The following is a 15,415-nucleotide window of genomic DNA, read 5'->3' on the forward strand; positions in this document are numbered from 1 at the left end:
CCGTTGGCCTCGCGGTGATCAACCCCCTGTTGAACAACCGCCTCGACCTGCATCTCCAGCGCCTGCGCGAGAACGTCTCCTGGGACAGTTCGAGGGCCCTGGAAACCCTCAACGCCCTGACCATGCGGTTCCAGGGACTCGGCACGGATGCGAATGCGGCCGCCATCAAGACCATGTCGAACATGGTCCGGCGCGAAGCGCTGGTGATGTCCTTCGCAGATGTCTTCCTGCTCCTGACAGTGCTGTTCCTGGGCCTGATCTGCGCCCTGCCGTTCATCAAGAAGCCACGCGCCGCTCCAGCCGGCGGCGGGGGAGGGCATTGAGGCGGCGGCACTCGGATGAGCGTTCGACGTCATCACCGTATGTCATCACCGGCCTCGTGCCGGCGATCTCGATGGCTTGAAACACCGAGCCTTTCCAATCGGGGTGGCCGGCACAAGGCCCGCCATGACAGTGCGGGTGCCATTCCCCAGAGGATGCTCAGTAGAGGGGAACGGAAATCACCTTACGTCTCGCGTTTGATTTCCGTTCCCCTCGAACTTCCGCTGCCGGCCCTACCGCCGATCCGCCTCCGACGTCACATTCGGGCCCTGAGGCTGTGCGCCTGTTCCCGTGGCCGGGACATCCGCAGGGCGGGCCGCCGTGTCCACGCTCACCACCACTGACATGCCGGGCGACAGGCGTTCCGCCAGCGCCTGCCCTGGCGCGATGGCGATGCGGACCGGGACCCGCTGCGCCACCTTGGTGAAGTTGCCGGTGGCGTTGTCGGTCCTGATCACGCTGAACTCGGAACCCGCGGCCGGCGAGAAACGCTCGATGCGCCCCTGAAGCGCGGCGTGTTCGAGCGCATCGACCGTGAAGGTGACGGGCTGGCCGACCCTCATGCCCGGCAGCTGGGTTTCCTTGAAATTGGCGATGACCCAGATCCGCTCCGGGACGATGGTGAGCAACTGCGTGCCGGCTGCCACGTATTGACCGAGCCGGGCGCCAACTTCGCCGAGCTGTCCTTCCTCGGGCGCGACGATCCGGGTGTTCTGCAGATCGATCTCGGCGAGCCGCACGGCCGCCTCGGCACCCTGCACCGCCGCCTGGAGAGACTGGCGGTTGATGAGCGTGGAGGCGAGGTCCTGGCGGGAGACGGTGAGAGCAGCTTCCGCCTGGTGGAGGGAGGCGGTCGCCTGGTCGAGGGCGGCGCGGGCCTGATCGGCCTGGCTTTGCGTCGCGACGCCGCGTTCCAGAAGCGGAGCAATCCGGTTCCAGCTCGCGTCCGCAGCGCTCAATACGGCCTTGGCGCTGTCGACCTGCGCTTGGCTCGATTCGATTCGCGCGCGGTCCGACCGCTCCTTCTGCTCGGAATTGGTCAAGGCCGCCTGCTGGCTCGCCAGGGTTGCCTTCGCCTGCTCGAGCTTCTGGGCAAAGATGCGGTCGTCGATCTTCACCAGCAGTTGCCCGACCTTCACACGCTGAAAGTCCTGAACGGCCACCTCGGCGACGTAGCCCGCGAGCTGGGGCGCGATGATCGTGATCTGACCGCGCACATAGGCATTGTCGGTGGTCTCGACCGTGCTGGTGAAGGGCGGAAGCCGCCATGCGTAGAGCACGAGGGCTGCACCGGCGATGCCGATGACCGCAGCGAGGATAGTGGTCGTGAGACGGAGGAGCTTGCTCATGAGAGTGTTAACTGACAGCCGGTTGCGGTTCAGGTGAAATGGTTTTGCGGATCGCACGGAGCGCGAGATGCAGGATCATCGCCGCGAGGGCGACAGCGGCGAGGAGGGCGATGGCCAGGAAGGCGTCGTTGTAGGCGAGCACGGTGGCTTCGCGGGTGACCTGCTGGCCGAGCAGAGCGACGCCTTCCGCCTTGAGCAGGGACCGGTCCGTGAGGACACGGCCGTAGGCCCCCGCGAGCTGCGCAAGGCGCTGCGTGACGAGCGGGTCGGTCGAAGCGAGGTGATCGACCATGTCCTGGAGATGAAAGCGTGTCCGCCAGGTGATGAAGGTGCCGACGAGAGCCGAGCCGATCACGCCGCCGAGGCTCTGCGTCGTCAGGAAGACGACGATGAAGTTCAGGATGAAGGTCGGCCCCCGCTTCAGGGCCAGGGCCAAACCGGTCGCCATGGCGGGGGGCAGGAACAGAACACCGGCTGCCGCGATCAAGGCTTGGCTCACGTACATCTGCTCGGGCCTGGTGAGGTTCGTCGCGCTGCTGTCCATGAAGGCGCCGACCATGAGCAGCCCGAGAGCAACCATCTGGGCGGCGTTCTCCCGTCCGGGCTTGACGAAGATGATGTAGGACAGGCCTCCGGCGACGGAGGCTCCGATGACCACCAAGGACAGGGTCGTCATCTGGTCGTTCTGCAGGCCCAAGGCCTGGAAGAACGCGAAGGCTCCGGCGGTCTGCTCCGACATGAGGAGACGGAAGATCAGGAGCGTGCCGGCGAGATGAAGGATCTCCTTGCTGGTGAGCCAGCGGATGTCGAGAAACGGGTTTTCCCGGTTGAGCTCAATCACGACCGTGCAGGTGAGCGAGGCGAGGCCGATCGCGAGCATGACTCCGAGCCACGGCGCCTCGAACCACCAATAGGCCCGCCCCAGGGCGAATACCATGGCGATCAGTCCGAACCCGATTGCGATGAAGAGATAGCTGACCACGTCGAGCCAGTGGATGACCTTGGCCCGTGGCGGCGGCGTGAGGGGCAGAAGATAAACGGCCGCGAAGGCCATCATGGCGAGCGCGATTTCGAAGAGGTACAGGCCGTGCCAATCGCCCAGCATGAGAAGGTCGGGCGAGATCAGGCGGGCCAGGGGGGCGCCGATGGCGATGTTCGTGAGGACGAGGGGCTGGCCGACACTCAGCTTCTTGGCCGGCGGAAGCGGCTCCAGCATGTAGAGGAAGGCCAGCGTCGAGATGGGCGAGGCCGCGATGCCGCTGAAGAAGCGCACGATGAGGGCCGATTGCAGGTCCCGCACGAAGATGTGCAGCAGCATCACAAGGACGAAGAGGAGAATGCTCAGCTCCGCGAAGTTGCGAAGGCCGTACTGCGCCCTGACCTTCACCAGGATCAACGATAGGCTGACATTCGGCGCCATATAGGCGGCGATCAGCCAGGTCACTTCATTGGTGGTGGCGCCGAGCGGCCCCTGAAGCTGGGGCAGGTTCGCGGTGGCGAGGTTCATCCCCAGTCCCTGCGTGAGGGACAGGAGGAGGGAGGCCAGCATGTAAAGGACCGCCCGGGACCAGGGCATAGGGGCAGGCGCCGCCGGAGGGGCGGGCGGCGCCTGCTGCACCGGCGGCTCGGAAGGGGTCTCGACCTCGGAGCCGGTGGCATGGGAACGCTCGTTCTCGGACGAGCGGGTGTGAGATTCTGCGGTCATGGAAGGAACGTCAATCAGCTTGAGGCTTCGATGTTCCGGCCCATGGCCTCGCAGACGCGAATGGCGACCCTGAGATCGTCCTCGTCGATGTCCTTGAGAACGTCGCTGCGGAATTCCTTCACAAGCAGATCCATATGGGCTGCCTGCTCCTGTCCCGTTGCGGTCAGGGCGATCTGCTTGGCCCGTCGGTCGCCGTCGACCGGCCGACGCTCGATCAAACTCTGCTTTTCCAGGCTGTCGAGAAGCGGGACCAGGGTCGGCCCCTCGATCTCCAGCGCGTACGCGAGCTCGGTTTGGGTCATGCCCTCTTTCTTGCCGAGAAGGATCAGCGCGCGGGCGCGCGGCAGGGTGAGCCCCTGAGCCCGGACGCGGGCATCGAACAGAGTGCGCATCTTCCGGCTGATCTTCCAGAGTTCCTCGGAAAATGCGGCCTTTGCAGGAGTCATGAGTTTGGACCTAGTGGGCGTATTATTAGGGTACTAATAATACGAGGGCTTGCTACTCCTTTCGCCGGTTCGGTGCAAGATGCGGGGCCGGTCGGATCCAGCAGAGCAGGGTTGCGGAAAATGCGGTCCTCGTTCCGGTGAACGATGCCGTTTAAACTGTTGTTCTTGCGGGGCGAACATCATAGCTTGCCCGCTCAATTTCTCGTTCAAGGTCGAAGTCGCACCATCTTGCCTCCTCCGTCTCGCCAATCCACCTCCGTGGGCGCCGTACGCCGCGCCTTTGCGCCCTGGTCCAATCCCGATGCCAAGCCGCTCATCCGCTTCGATAACGTCACGAAGCGGTTCGGAGACGCGGTGGCGGTGGATCATCTCTCCCTAAACATCTTCGAAGGCGAGTTCTTCTGCCTGCTCGGCCCGTCCGGCTGCGGCAAGACGACCCTCATGCGGATGCTCGCTGGCTTCGAGACGCCGAGCGAGGGCACGATCACCCTGGGCGATCAGAGCCTCGCCGGGGTGCCGCCCTATCGCCGGCCCGTGAACATGATGTTCCAGTCCTGTGCGCTTTTCCCCCACATGAGCGTGGAGAAGAACATCGCCTTCGGCCTGAAGCAGGACGGCATGCCGAAGGACCAGATCGCCGAGCGGGTGGGGGAGATGCTGCGTCTCGTGCAGCTCGAGAAGCTCGCCCGGCGCTATCCGAGCCAGCTCTCCGGCGGCCAGCGTCAGCGCGTGGCGCTGGCCCGCGCGCTTGCAAAGAAGCCCAAGGTGCTGCTTCTCGACGAACCCCTCGGGGCCCTCGACAAGAAGCTGCGCGAGGAAACCCAGTTCGAGCTGATGGACATCCAGCACGAGCTCGGCATGACCTTCGTGGTGGTGACGCACGACCAGGAAGAGGCCATGACCATGGCCGACCGGATCGCCGTGATGGATCACGGCCGGATCGTCCAGGTGGCGACGCCGGGAGAGATCTACGAGCAGCCCAAGACCCGCTTCATCGCGGAATTCGTGGGCGACGTGAACATCCTGGAAGGCCATGTGCAAGGGCAGGAGAACGGTCTCTGGCGCGTGCAGACCGGCTACGCCCAGGCGCCGCTCACCATCGACGATCCGGACGAGGTTCTGCATTCCGGCCAGGCGGTGGCGATTGCCGTGCGCCCGGAGAAGATGGTGATCCAGCGCGATCCGCCGCGTACCGGAGCGCTCAATGTCCTCACCGGGGAGGTGTGGGACATCGGCTATCTCGGCGACTGGACGGTCTATCGCGTCAAGCTCGCCACCGGCGAGATCCTGCGCGTCACCCGCGCCAACGCCTCCCGCTTCGTCGAGAACCCCATCGACTGGGACGAACAGGTCTATGTCACCTTCGCGCCGGATGCGGCCGTAATCCTGGCGGAATAGAGCCATGACGGAGCGCCCCTTCGCACGACGCCTGGCAGCCGGTCTCGTGCCGGCCGTACCCTATCTCTGGCTCGGCGTGTTCTTCCTCGTGCCATTCCTGATCGTCCTCAAGATCAGCCTGTCGGATCCGGCCGTGGCCCAGCCGCCCTACAAGCCGGTTTTCGACTGGAGCGACATCGCCGGCTTCTTCAGCGGACTCGATCTGGAGAATTTCGAGCTCCTGACGCAGGACGACCTCTATTTCCGCGCGACGCTCTCGTCTGTGCGCATCGCGGCGATCTCGACGGCACTTCTCCTGCTCGTCGGCTTTCCCATCGCCTACGGCATGGCCCGTGCGCCCGAACGCTACCGTTCGCTGCTGGTGGCGCTCGTCATCCTGCCGTTCTGGACGAGCTTCCTTATCCGCATCTATGCCTGGGTGGCGATCCTCAAGCCTGAAGGGCTGCTCACCCAGGCGCTCACGGGGCTCGGGCTGATCAGCGAGCCGCTCGACATCCTCAACACGGAAACGGCGGTCTTTATCGGCATCGTCTATGCCTATCTGCCCTTCATGGTGCTGCCGCTCTACGCGACTCTGGAGAAGATGGACGACACGCTGCTCGAGGCGGCGCTCGATCTCGGCTCCCCGCCCTGGCGGTCATTCTGGACCATCACCGTGCCGCTCGCCATGCCGGGCATCATAGCGGGTTCGCTCCTATGCTTCATCCCGGCAGTGGGCGAGTTCGTCATTCCCGACCTCCTCGGCGGATCTGAGACCCTGATGATTGGCCGGCAGCTCTGGAGCGAGTTCTTCTCCAACCGCGATTGGCCGCTGGCTTCGGCGGTGGCGATCCTGCTTCTCATCATCCTCGTGGTGCCCATCGTGATCTACCGCGATGTCGAGGCCCGGCGCCTGGAGGCAAGGCCATGAACCGGCGCCTGAGTCTCTTCAACGTCACCTCGCTGGTGATCGGCTTCGCCTTCCTGTATCTGCCGATCCTGCTCCTAGTGATCTATTCCTTCAACGCGTCGCGCCTCGTGACCGTGTGGGGCGGCTTCTCGACCCAATGGTACGGCGCGCTCTTCCGCAACCAGGCCCTCATGGAGGCGGCCTGGGTCACCCTGCGGATCGCGCTCCTCTCGGCGACGCTGGCGACGGTGCTCGGGACCCTTGCGGCGCTCGCGCTGACCCGCTACGGGCGCTTTCCCGGCCGGACGCTCTTCACCGGCATGGTCTATGCTCCGATGGTCATGCCGGAGGTCATCACCGGCCTGTCGCTGCTGCTGTTCTTCGTTGCGATCGACCTGGACCGCGGGTTCTGGACCATCACGCTCGCACATACCACGCTCACCATGTGCTTCGTCACGGTGGTGGTGCAGTCGCGCCTCATGACCTTCGACCGCTCGCTCGAAGAGGCGGCCATGGATCTCGGCGCGCCGCCTCTGCGCACTTTCTTCTCCGTGACCCTGCCGCTCATCGCCCCGTCCATCGTGGCGGGCTTTCTGCTCGCCTTTACCCTGTCCATGGACGACCTGGTGATCGCGAGCTTCAACGCCGGGCCCGGCGCCACGACCCTGCCGATCAAGATCTACAGCCAGGTCCGACTTGGGCTCTCACCGGAGGTGAACGCCGCCTCCACGATCCTCATCGGCATCGTGACCCTCGGCGTGATCTCCGCGACCCTGCTCAGCAAGCGCTCGGTTTTGCGCAAAGCTCACTGAGCGATGGCCTGGGGACGCTGTTCGTTGGCGGGGACGCGGTCCGAGGGGAAGAGGGGCTTGGCTGCGCCCGAGCGTTCGATCAGGGAGCGGACCTGCGGGGACACGACCACGTTGTCCCAGTCGCCTACCACATTGAACACGAGAGAAGGCGATTGGCCCGAAGGTGCGCCCGCGGGCGAAACGTTCGCCGTCATGCTGACTGTGCGGTCCACCAGAAGCACCTGTCCTTGAAGAGCAGCCTGTACGGTGGGTCCCTTCAGGTTGGCTTCCGCGATCTCGCCGACCCCATCCTTGATGACGACCTGCGCCTGCGCCTTGTCGAAGGGGGTCCGGCCGCCTTTCCAGTTCAGGGACGCGAGAAGCGGACGCTTGTCCACCCGGCGCAAGGCGTCGTCGAGAGCGATCCCGACGATCTCTCCGTCGACGATCTCGATGGAGGAGCGACCCTGGGCCTCCCGGATCACGTCCGCGGGGTTCCGGCCCGTTCCCTCGAAGCCGAACTGCCCGGATGCCAGGCCGGTGATCCAGCGCGGCTCTCCCATGGCGGCCAGGAAGGGGGCGATCTTCACCCCGGCGAAGGTTCCCTGGCTCTTCAGCTCGACCTGGCCGTCCTGCTTCACCAGCGACAGGCGTCCCTTCAGGCTGCCGTCCTGGAATCCTGCCCTGCCGATCGAGGCCTCGATCCGTCCGGACTGCACGAGGACGCTGGCGGCCATGTCGTCGAGGCTGAGGCGTCCCAAATTGGCACTCGCGGCCGATATGCGCAGGTCGAGATCGGTGCCGGTGGTCCGCGTGAGGTCGATGGTCTCCTCGCTCCAGGCGCCGGAAGAGGTCCGGGCCTGGGAGAAGGGGGCAAAGAGGTCCGACAGGTTGAGCGTATCAGCCGCGAGCGTGCCGGTGATCACGGGGCGCTCCGTGTCGAAGCGCACGCCCAAAGTCCCCTCCAGCTTGTCCTCCCCCAGGGTCACTGAGACGGCCGGCCAGGACAGGCGGCGGCGGTCCATCGAGAATTCGCCCGCGACGGAGACGGCGCGCAGCAGCGGCCCGAAGGGCAGCTCCACCCCGCTCCAGCGGGTGAAGTCGCGCACGGACTTGGCCTTGAGGGTGCTTTCCCCCGTGATCCGAGGCGATAGGCCAAGCTGGGCTTCGCCTGCGGCCGTGAACCGGGCGGAATGTGTCGACAGGGCGAGCGAGAACGGGCTGATCCGGTCCAACACCAGAAGGTCGGGGGAGACCGAGGCTTGCTCGAGAGCGACCACCTCGTCCCTCCAGAGGGCGGATCCGGATAGGGTCATGGGCTCGGCAGCATCGGCCCAGCGGATGACGAGGTTCAGCTGGTCGAGATTGGCTTCCTTCAGGTCGCTCCAGCGCAGGGTGGATTTGTTCACGATCAGGCGCCGGGCATAGGTCTCGTTTGTCCGGTCCTTGAGGACCTCCGCCCATTTCACCGATTGCAGGGCTTGGAGCGACGCCGTAATGCGGCTTTCGCTCAAGTCGAAATCCGAGAGCTCGATCCGGCCGAGGAGGAGGGGCAGGATGCGCAGCTCTCCCCGCAGGGTTCCGCCTTCAGCCTTGAGAGCCTGATCGGGGAAGTGCAGCGTCACATCCTCGAACTTGACCCGAGGGATGGGAAGGACGGCGAAGGTGCTGCGGCCCCTGACCGTCAGGTCGAGCCCGTATTTCTCCCTCACGTGCTGGGTCAGCTCCGCGGACAGGCCGCCGCCGGGCAGGGTCCACGGAGAGGCGGCCGTTCCGAGAACGGCGAGCGAAATCAGCGCAATGAGCAGGACTATGCGGCGGGACATGGAATATGCGTTGTAAACCTTGAACCCGGCCTAGCAAGCGAGCATGAGGAGATGTCCTCAGGCAAGGCCGAAGTCTTGAATCGTTTCTATATATCCATAGGAAGGGATTGTCTAAATTGAGGCCAAGTTGCAGGGTGCCGCCATTCGTAGGCGGGCGGCCTGCGGCAAATACGTCGCGAGCCGCTCCCGAGGTTTATTTTTCGGACGCTTCTAACGAGCATGAGCATGCCCATGGGGAGAGGTTTTGATGGATAAGGTATACAGCGATGCGCGGGCAGCGCTCGCCGGGGCGGTCAAGGATGGTATGACCATCATGGCCGGCGGCTTCGGCCTGTGCGGCATTCCGGAGACGCTGATCGAGGCGATCCGTGATTCGGGGGCGAAGGACCTGACCTTCATCTCCAACAATGCGGGCGTGGACGGCATTGGGCTGGGCCGCCTGCTGGAGACCCGCCAGATCCGCAAGATGATCTCTTCTTACGTGGGTGAGAACAAGCTCTTCGCCCAGCAATTCCTCTCCGGCGAGCTGGAGCTGGAATTCAATCCGCAGGGCACTTTGGCCGAGCGCATCCGCGCCGGCGGCGCGGGCATCCCGGCCTTCTACACCAAGACCGGCGTGGGCACCCTCATCGCCGAGGGCAAGGAGGTGCGCGAGTTCAACGGCGAGAAATACGTCATGGAGACGGGGCTGTTCGCCGACATCTCCATCGTGCATGCCTACAGGGGCGACACGGAAGGCAATCTCGTCTATCGGAAGACCGCGCGTAACTTCAATCCGATGATGGCCACCGCCTCGCGCCTGACCATCGCCGAGGTCGAGCATCTGGTGCCGGCCGGCGAGATCGATCCGGATTGCATCCACACCCCGGGCATCTTCGTGAAGCGCATGGTGCACGTGCCGAACCCGGTCAAACACATCGAGCAACGCACGACCCGCAAGCGCGCCGAAGTCGCGCCGGCCGGAGCAGGGGAGGAAGTCTGATGGCCTGGACCCGTGAACAGATGGCCGCCCGCGCGGCCAAGGAGCTGCGCGACGGCTTTTACGTGAACCTCGGCATCGGCATTCCCACGCTGGTGTCCAACTTCATCCCCAAGGGCATGCGCGTGCAGCTCCAGTCGGAGAACGGCATGCTCGGCATGGGCCCGTTCCCCTTCGAGGGCGAGGAAGACGCGGATCTCATCAATGCCGGCAAGCAGACGATCACCGAGTTGCCGACGACGAGCTATTTCTCGTCGGCTGATTCTTTCGGCATGATCCGCGGAGGCCATATCGACCTGTCGATCCTGGGCGCCATGCAGGTGGCCGAGAACGGCGATCTCGCCAACTGGATGATCCCGGGCAAGATGGTGAAGGGCATGGGCGGCGCCATGGACTTGGTGGCGGGCGTCAAGCGCGTCGTCGTGGTCATGGAGCACGTGGCGAAGGCCAAGGACGGTTCGGAGGATCCGAAGCTTCTGACGGCGTGCAACCTGCCGCTGACCGGAACCGGCGTGGTCGATCTGGTGATCACCGATCTCGGCGTCTTCTCCATCGACAAGAAGGGCGGCACCGGCATGACCCTGATCGAGCTCGCCGATGGCGTGACCGTGGATGAGATCAAAGCCAAGACCCAGGCCGAGTTCAAGGTCGACCTGAACGGCAAGCAGTCCAACGCCGCCTGATCGTCGCGTTCGACGAACCTTTCATGCGGGCCCCGGGCATCCCCGGGGCCCGTTTGCGTTCTCGAGGGAACCCGGGCGGATGCGGGCCCGTTGGCCCGGCAACGTCCTCTTGCACGCTATGGATATGACGCCCCTCGGACCCTCTACGCTCCACCTGTGCATCGACATGCAGCGCCTCTTCTCATCGGACGGTCCCTGGCCGACCCCGTGGATGGAGCGTGTCCTGCCGACGGTGACACGGATCGCCGAGCAGGCTCCGGATCGGACGGTGTTCACCCGCTTCATTCCTCCGTACCGGCCCGAGGACATGCCCGGGACTTGGCGCGGGTATTACGAGCGATGGCGCGAGGTCACCCGCGAACATCTCGATCCACGAATGCTGGATCTGATGCCGTCGCTGCAACGGCTCTCACCGCCTGCCGTCGTCCTCGACAAGCCGGTCTATTCCGCTTTCGCCGGGCACAAGCTGCGCGATCTCGTGAGCGAGCGCGGCATCGATACCCTGCTGATCACGGGCTCCGAAACCGACATGTGTGTTCTCGCCACCGTACTCGGCGCGGTCGATCTGGGGCTGCGGGTCGTGATCGTCACCGATGGCGTGTGCAGTTCGTCGGACGAGGGACACGATTCACTGCTGACGCTCTACACGCAACGATTCAGCTATCAGGTCGAGACGGTCAGCAGCGAGATCGTGCTCGATCAGTGGCCGCTGTGACCGGCGATCCGGAACGGGCAACTCATCGCCTGTATTCGAGTTGCATGGCGACGAGATCGGCCGTCGGATTTCCGTAGCGGGCGGCGATCCCCTGGAGCGCCTGATCCAAGGCATGGGCAGGCCGCTGGATTCCGACAGCCGGCAGGAGATGTTCCGCTGACCAGCTCGTGGCCACCTTGTCGGGAATGATGCGGATGCGGCTGCGGGTCTCGAGCGGGGCTTCCGTACGGGCGAAGGTCACGGCGCGTGACCGGAAGGTCCTCGACCAGGCATCCGCCACGAGAGCCAGCGACACCTCGTCGGCGCCAGAGCGCAGGTCGATGCCGAGCTCCTCGCGTTTCCAGAAACCCAGAGTATTGCCGATGATCGTCAGGACGAAGGGTTGCGAGAACGAGAAAGCGTCGCTCCGGTGGCTCGCATCCCAGCCAGGGAGGCCAAGATCGCGGGCGACCGCCTCGGACTTGCCCCGGCCCGCGATGGCCTCAATCAGAGTGAGCGCCATGGGCATGGAGGCGGTGATCCCGGTCGTCGTCGCGACGCCCTGGTCGACGACCATCCGTCGGTCCGCGACATAGCGGATGGCAGGATGCCTTTTGCTCAGTTCGTCGCGATAGTACCAATGCGTCGTGGCCTTCTTACCGTCGAGCAGACCGGCTTCGCCCACGATCTTCGCTCCAGCGCAGATGCCGAGGATGATAGCCCCTCTGTCGGCTTGTTTCCTGAGCCATTGCAGGACGGCCGGGTCATCGTCGCGGCTCATGGCGGGAACGATGACGTAATCGGCGCCGTCCGGGTGCCGGGCCTCGAAATCCGCCACCGTCATATCCGGCACGACCTTGAAGGCAGGGTAGAGCGTCACCGGTCCGGGCTCCGTCGCCAGCGCCACAACGTCGGCCACGTCTGCGCGTCTGAGGATCCCATAGGGCATGAGGTAGTCGGTGGTCTCGGTGGCGTCGTTCAGACCCAGGATCGCGACGAGCGGGCGCCGGCGCTTCGGCGGCTTCAGGGCGGCCAGCATGGCGTCGGCCTCTTCCTTCGCGATCGGCACCGCGGCGCCGACATTCGGCGCAGGAGGCAGGGTGAGGATCCAAGTCGCGCCGATCGTTGCGAGAAGCGCGACGACGCCCAAACTGCTCCTCCAGAATAGCCGCTTCCTCATGTACGCGTACTCCGATGGACGCATCGTGAGGCCCTCCCGGGCTCCCACGCGGCCCTCCGGATCCGCGCCTGACGATGCGCTCGACAGGGACCGGGGCATCGGATAGGATTCCGAAGGTGCAAGTCGACGTTCGGATCCAATGCTCTGGTCTGCCGCACGGCATCCTATGTCGCGTCCCCGACGCGGTCCACCTTATCGAAAGGCGATAGCTCCTTAGAGACATGCTCATCGAGCTCTCAGCCTATCCTGAGGGCTCAGCCCAGCGCCCGCCTCACGCGGGCGAACCCGATTCGAAACTGCCGGCGCTCTCGGCCACGCGCGGCCGCGCTTCGGCACTGCGCACCAGCTGAATGACCGGGAGGAGGCCGACGAGGACGATGACGAGAGCCGCCAGGGACCCATCCTCGAAGCGGCCGCGCGAGGCATAGGTGTAGACGAGCGTCGAAAGCGTTTCCGTATTGAGGGGGCGAAGCAGCAGGGTTGCCGGCAGTTCCTTGATGCAATCGACGAAGATCAGCAGGGCGGCGCTCGCCAGGGCCGGGCGCATGAGCGGGATCTGGATCGCCCAGACCATTTCCCGCCGCGAGGCGCCCAATGTCCGCGCTGCGTCCTCAAGGCTCGGGGACACCCGGTCCAGACCGGCTGAGAGCGACCCGGTTGCGATGGACAGGAACCGGATCACATAGGCGATCACGATGCCTCCGGCTGCGCCCATGAGGAGGAGGCCGATGCGCTCCCCGGTGAGGCTACGCCAGACGGTGCCGATCAGGTTGTCGATCCCGACGAGGGGCGTCATCAGGCCGAGCGCCAGGACCGTGCCGGGCAGGGCGTATCCCAGGCCCGCGATGAACAGCGAGCCTTTGGTCAGGGAATTCTTGGACAGGCGTGCGGCCGAGACGAGCACTACGGCGAGGACCAGCACTGTTGAGGTCGCCACGACCGAGAGACCGATGGTGGTCATGAAGTGGGCGAGGAATTCCGCGTCGAACTGATCGAAGAGGCTGCCGCGCAGGGTTTCGCGCAGCAGAAAGGTCGTCGGAATGATGAAGCCCAGGAGGACCGGAACGGCGCAGAGCAACGTCGCGATCCAGCCTCGGATGCCGAAAAGCGGAACGGGATGCACGGTGCGATGGCGCTTGGGCGAGGCGGCGTAGCGGCGGTCGCGGCGGCCGTAGCGTTCGATCAGGATCAGGCCGATCACGAAGGCCAGCATCACGCAGGCGATCTGCGCCGCGCCTGGCAGGCTGCCGCGGTTAAGCCAGGTGTTGTAGACCGAGACGGTGAGCGTGCGCACACCGAGATATTCGCTTGCGCCGATGTCGTTCAGCGCCTCGAGGAGAGCGAGGGAGACGCCTACCGCGAGGGCTGGGCGGGCAAGGGGCAGGGCGATGATGCGGAAGAGCTTGATGCGGCTGGCCCCGAGGGTGCGCGCCACTTCCAGCATGCTGGCGCTCTGCGTTAGAAACATCGCCCGCGCCGCGATGTAGATGTAGGGATAGAGCACCGCGGACATCACCAGGATACAGCCGGGCAGCGACCGGATTTCAGGAAACCAGTAATCGCCGCGCGACTTCCAGCCCATGAGGCCGCGAAGGACCATCTGGACGAGGCCGGCGGAGTCGAAGACTTCGACGTAGATATAGGCGGTGATGTAGGTCGGTACGGCGAGCGGCAGCGGCAACAGCCACACCAGGATGCTGCGGCCAGGGAAGCGGTGCGCCGTGACGAGCCAAGCCGCCGTGATGCCCATGGAGCCTGCCACGACGCCGATCCCCGCGAGCAGCGCCAGGGTGTCGAACGTGCTCGCCGGCAGGACGTTCGCGATGAGATGCGGCCAGATCTCCGTGTCGCCTTCGGCGGCGATCTCGATCAGCGCGGCCAGCGGCAGGAGGACGACGAGCGCGATGGCCGCCACGGCGGCCGAAAGCCACCAGGGAAGGCGCTTCGCCTTTCGCCGGGACGAAAATCGGAATGCAGTCTGGGTTTCTGCGATCACGGTCGAATGGGAATGGCGCCGCCGTTACCGGCAGCGCCTCTTGGGAGCGGAAGAGGGCGGCTGGACACGCTGCCCCGGGTGTTATTGGTCGAAGCCGACCTTGTCGACCAGCTCGCTGGCCTTCTTGCGCAGCTTCGCGATCTCCGCGATCGGAATGTTGTCGGCCTTGAGCTCGCCGAAGGACGCGATGGTCGGGTGGATCTTGATGCCAGACTTGATCGGGTATTCCGAATTGGCTTCGGCATGGATCTGCTGGGACGCGTCGGAGACCATGTATTCCATGAACTTCACCGCGTTCGCCTTGTTAGGTGCGTTCTTCGTCAGAGCCAGACCCGAGACGTTCACATGGGTGCCGCCGCCCTCGAAGGTGGGGAGGATGACGTTGATCGCCTCGCCCCACTTCTTCTGCTCGGGATCGGTGCCGTTGAGCATAAGCGAGACGTAATAGGTGTTGCCGACGGCGATGTCGCAGACACCCGCGAGGATGTCCTTGGCCTGCTCGCGGTCGCCGCCTGAAGGCTTCTTGGCGAGGTTCGCCTTCACACCCTTGAGCCATTCCTCGGCCTTGGCCTCGCCCTTGTGGGCGATCATGGCGGCGATCAGGCTGATGTTGTAGAGGTGCTGGCCCGAGCGGATGCAGACCTTGCCCTTCCACTTGGGATCGGCAAGCTCCTCGTAGGTGATCTTGTCCTGCTTCACGCGCTCCTTGGAGGCGTAGACAACGCGGCCGCGCAAGGCAATGCCGAACCAATGGCCCTCCGGATCGCGGTAGGCCGCGGGAATGACCTTCTCGAGCGCCTCGGACTTCACCGGCTGCGTCACGCCGTAATCCTTCGCGGCCGCGAGACGGCCGATATCGACCGTGATGATCAGGTCGGCGGGGCTATTCTGGCCCTCGGCACGGATACGCTCTTCGAGACCGTTGGCGATGAAGATCGTGTTGACCCGGATGCCGGTCTCCTTGGTGAACTCGTCAAGGACGGGCTTGATGAGGCCGGGCTCGCGGGTGGTGTAGATGTTCAGCACTTCCTCGGCGGAGGCCGAGAGGCTCGATCCTGCCAGCATACCGAGAGCCGCAGCACCGAAGAGCAGCCCGCGCGCGAACGAAACCTTCACCTTCATGAATTCCTCCAGCAACCATGCCAGGGCCGGCGCTCA

At 64.8% G+C, this 15,415-nt stretch carries 13 protein-coding genes and 1 pseudogene; 7 read left to right on the top strand and 7 right to left on the bottom strand.

The window, feature by feature from the left end; translation table 11 throughout:
• Positions 1-323, top strand: a pseudogene (locus OC446_RS00005) (MFS transporter); the annotation flags it as partial.
• A 231-nt stretch (positions 324-554) separates the two neighbouring features.
• On the opposite strand, the gene OC446_RS00010 reads toward OC446_RS00005, so the two are convergent.
• From OC446_RS00010 to OC446_RS00020, 3 genes are all read right to left on the bottom strand, one after another.
• The gene (locus OC446_RS00010) at positions 555-1,670 is read right to left on the bottom strand and encodes an HlyD family secretion protein (protein WP_262026984.1); all 1,116 of its coding nucleotides are present in this window, start codon (positions 1,668-1,670) and stop codon (positions 555-557) included.
• A gap of 7 nt (positions 1,671-1,677) precedes the next feature.
• The gene (locus OC446_RS00015; protein WP_262027242.1) at positions 1,678-3,246 is read right to left on the bottom strand and encodes an MFS transporter; all 1,569 of its coding nucleotides are present in this window, start codon (positions 3,244-3,246) and stop codon (positions 1,678-1,680) included.
• A 143-nt stretch (positions 3,247-3,389) separates the two neighbouring features.
• Positions 3,390-3,821 carry a MarR family winged helix-turn-helix transcriptional regulator gene (locus tag OC446_RS00020; protein WP_262026985.1) on the bottom strand — a complete coding sequence of 144 codons (432 nt, stop codon included), beginning with the start codon at positions 3,819-3,821 and terminating at the stop codon, positions 3,390-3,392.
• A 228-nt stretch (positions 3,822-4,049) separates the two neighbouring features.
• Here OC446_RS00020 and OC446_RS00025 point away from each other — a divergent pair, with 228 nt between their 5' ends.
• Genes OC446_RS00025 through OC446_RS00035 form a run of 3 tightly spaced genes read left to right on the top strand, consistent with a single transcriptional unit; the run spans position 4,050 to position 6,920 of the window.
• Positions 4,050-5,219, top strand: a complete 1,170-nt coding sequence (locus OC446_RS00025; RefSeq protein WP_410054980.1) for an ABC transporter ATP-binding protein — start codon at positions 4,050-4,052, stop codon at positions 5,217-5,219.
• A gap of 4 nt (positions 5,220-5,223) precedes the next feature.
• A complete protein-coding gene (locus tag OC446_RS00030) occupies positions 5,224-6,129 on the top strand; it encodes an ABC transporter permease (RefSeq protein ID WP_262026987.1) in 906 nt (301 codons plus the stop codon).
• Complete coding sequence (locus tag OC446_RS00035; protein WP_262026988.1) at positions 6,126-6,920, top strand: ABC transporter permease; 795 nt, start codon at positions 6,126-6,128, stop codon at positions 6,918-6,920. Before OC446_RS00030 ends, OC446_RS00035 begins: the two co-directional genes overlap by 4 nt.
• Here the strand turns inward: OC446_RS00035 and OC446_RS00040 are convergent.
• The gene (locus OC446_RS00040; protein ID WP_262026989.1) at positions 6,914-8,725 is read right to left on the bottom strand and encodes an AsmA family protein; all 1,812 of its coding nucleotides are present in this window, start codon (positions 8,723-8,725) and stop codon (positions 6,914-6,916) included. The genes OC446_RS00035 and OC446_RS00040 overlap by 7 nt on opposite strands.
• Positions 8,726-8,972: 247 nt before the next feature.
• Here OC446_RS00040 and OC446_RS00045 point away from each other — a divergent pair, with 247 nt between their 5' ends.
• The 3 genes from OC446_RS00045 (at position 8,973) to OC446_RS00055 (ending at position 11,102) form a co-directional block, all read left to right on the top strand.
• Positions 8,973-9,707 (top strand): CoA transferase subunit A, encoded by a 735-nt coding sequence (locus OC446_RS00045; protein WP_262026990.1) that lies wholly within the window; start codon positions 8,973-8,975, stop codon positions 9,705-9,707.
• Positions 9,707-10,387 carry a 3-oxoacid CoA-transferase subunit B gene (locus tag OC446_RS00050; RefSeq protein ID WP_262026991.1) on the top strand — a complete coding sequence of 227 codons (681 nt, stop codon included), beginning with the start codon at positions 9,707-9,709 and terminating at the stop codon, positions 10,385-10,387. The genes OC446_RS00045 and OC446_RS00050 overlap by 1 nt, the downstream gene beginning before the upstream one ends.
• Before the next feature lie 124 nt (positions 10,388-10,511).
• Positions 10,512-11,102, top strand: a complete 591-nt coding sequence (locus tag OC446_RS00055) for a cysteine hydrolase family protein (RefSeq protein WP_262026992.1) — start codon at positions 10,512-10,514, stop codon at positions 11,100-11,102.
• A 22-nt stretch (positions 11,103-11,124) separates the two neighbouring features.
• On the opposite strand, the gene OC446_RS00060 is transcribed toward OC446_RS00055, so the two are convergent.
• From OC446_RS00060 to OC446_RS00070, 3 genes are all read right to left on the bottom strand, one after another.
• Positions 11,125-12,261 (bottom strand): DJ-1/PfpI family protein, encoded by a 1,137-nt coding sequence (locus OC446_RS00060; RefSeq protein ID WP_262026993.1) that lies wholly within the window; start codon positions 12,259-12,261, stop codon positions 11,125-11,127.
• Positions 12,262-12,532: 271 nt separating this feature from the next.
• A complete protein-coding gene (locus tag OC446_RS00065; protein WP_262026994.1) occupies positions 12,533-14,257 on the bottom strand; it encodes an ABC transporter permease in 1,725 nt (574 codons plus the stop codon).
• An 81-nt stretch (positions 14,258-14,338) separates the two neighbouring features.
• Entirely contained in the window at positions 14,339-15,379 is a 1,041-nt protein-coding gene (locus OC446_RS00070; protein ID WP_262026995.1) for a Fe(3+) ABC transporter substrate-binding protein, read from the bottom strand.
• Between the last annotated feature and the right edge of the window lie 36 nt (positions 15,380-15,415).

It is taken from the genome of Microvirga sp. Mcv34, assembly GCF_024519725.1.
Taxonomy (GTDB): domain Bacteria; phylum Pseudomonadota; class Alphaproteobacteria; order Rhizobiales; family Beijerinckiaceae; genus Microvirga.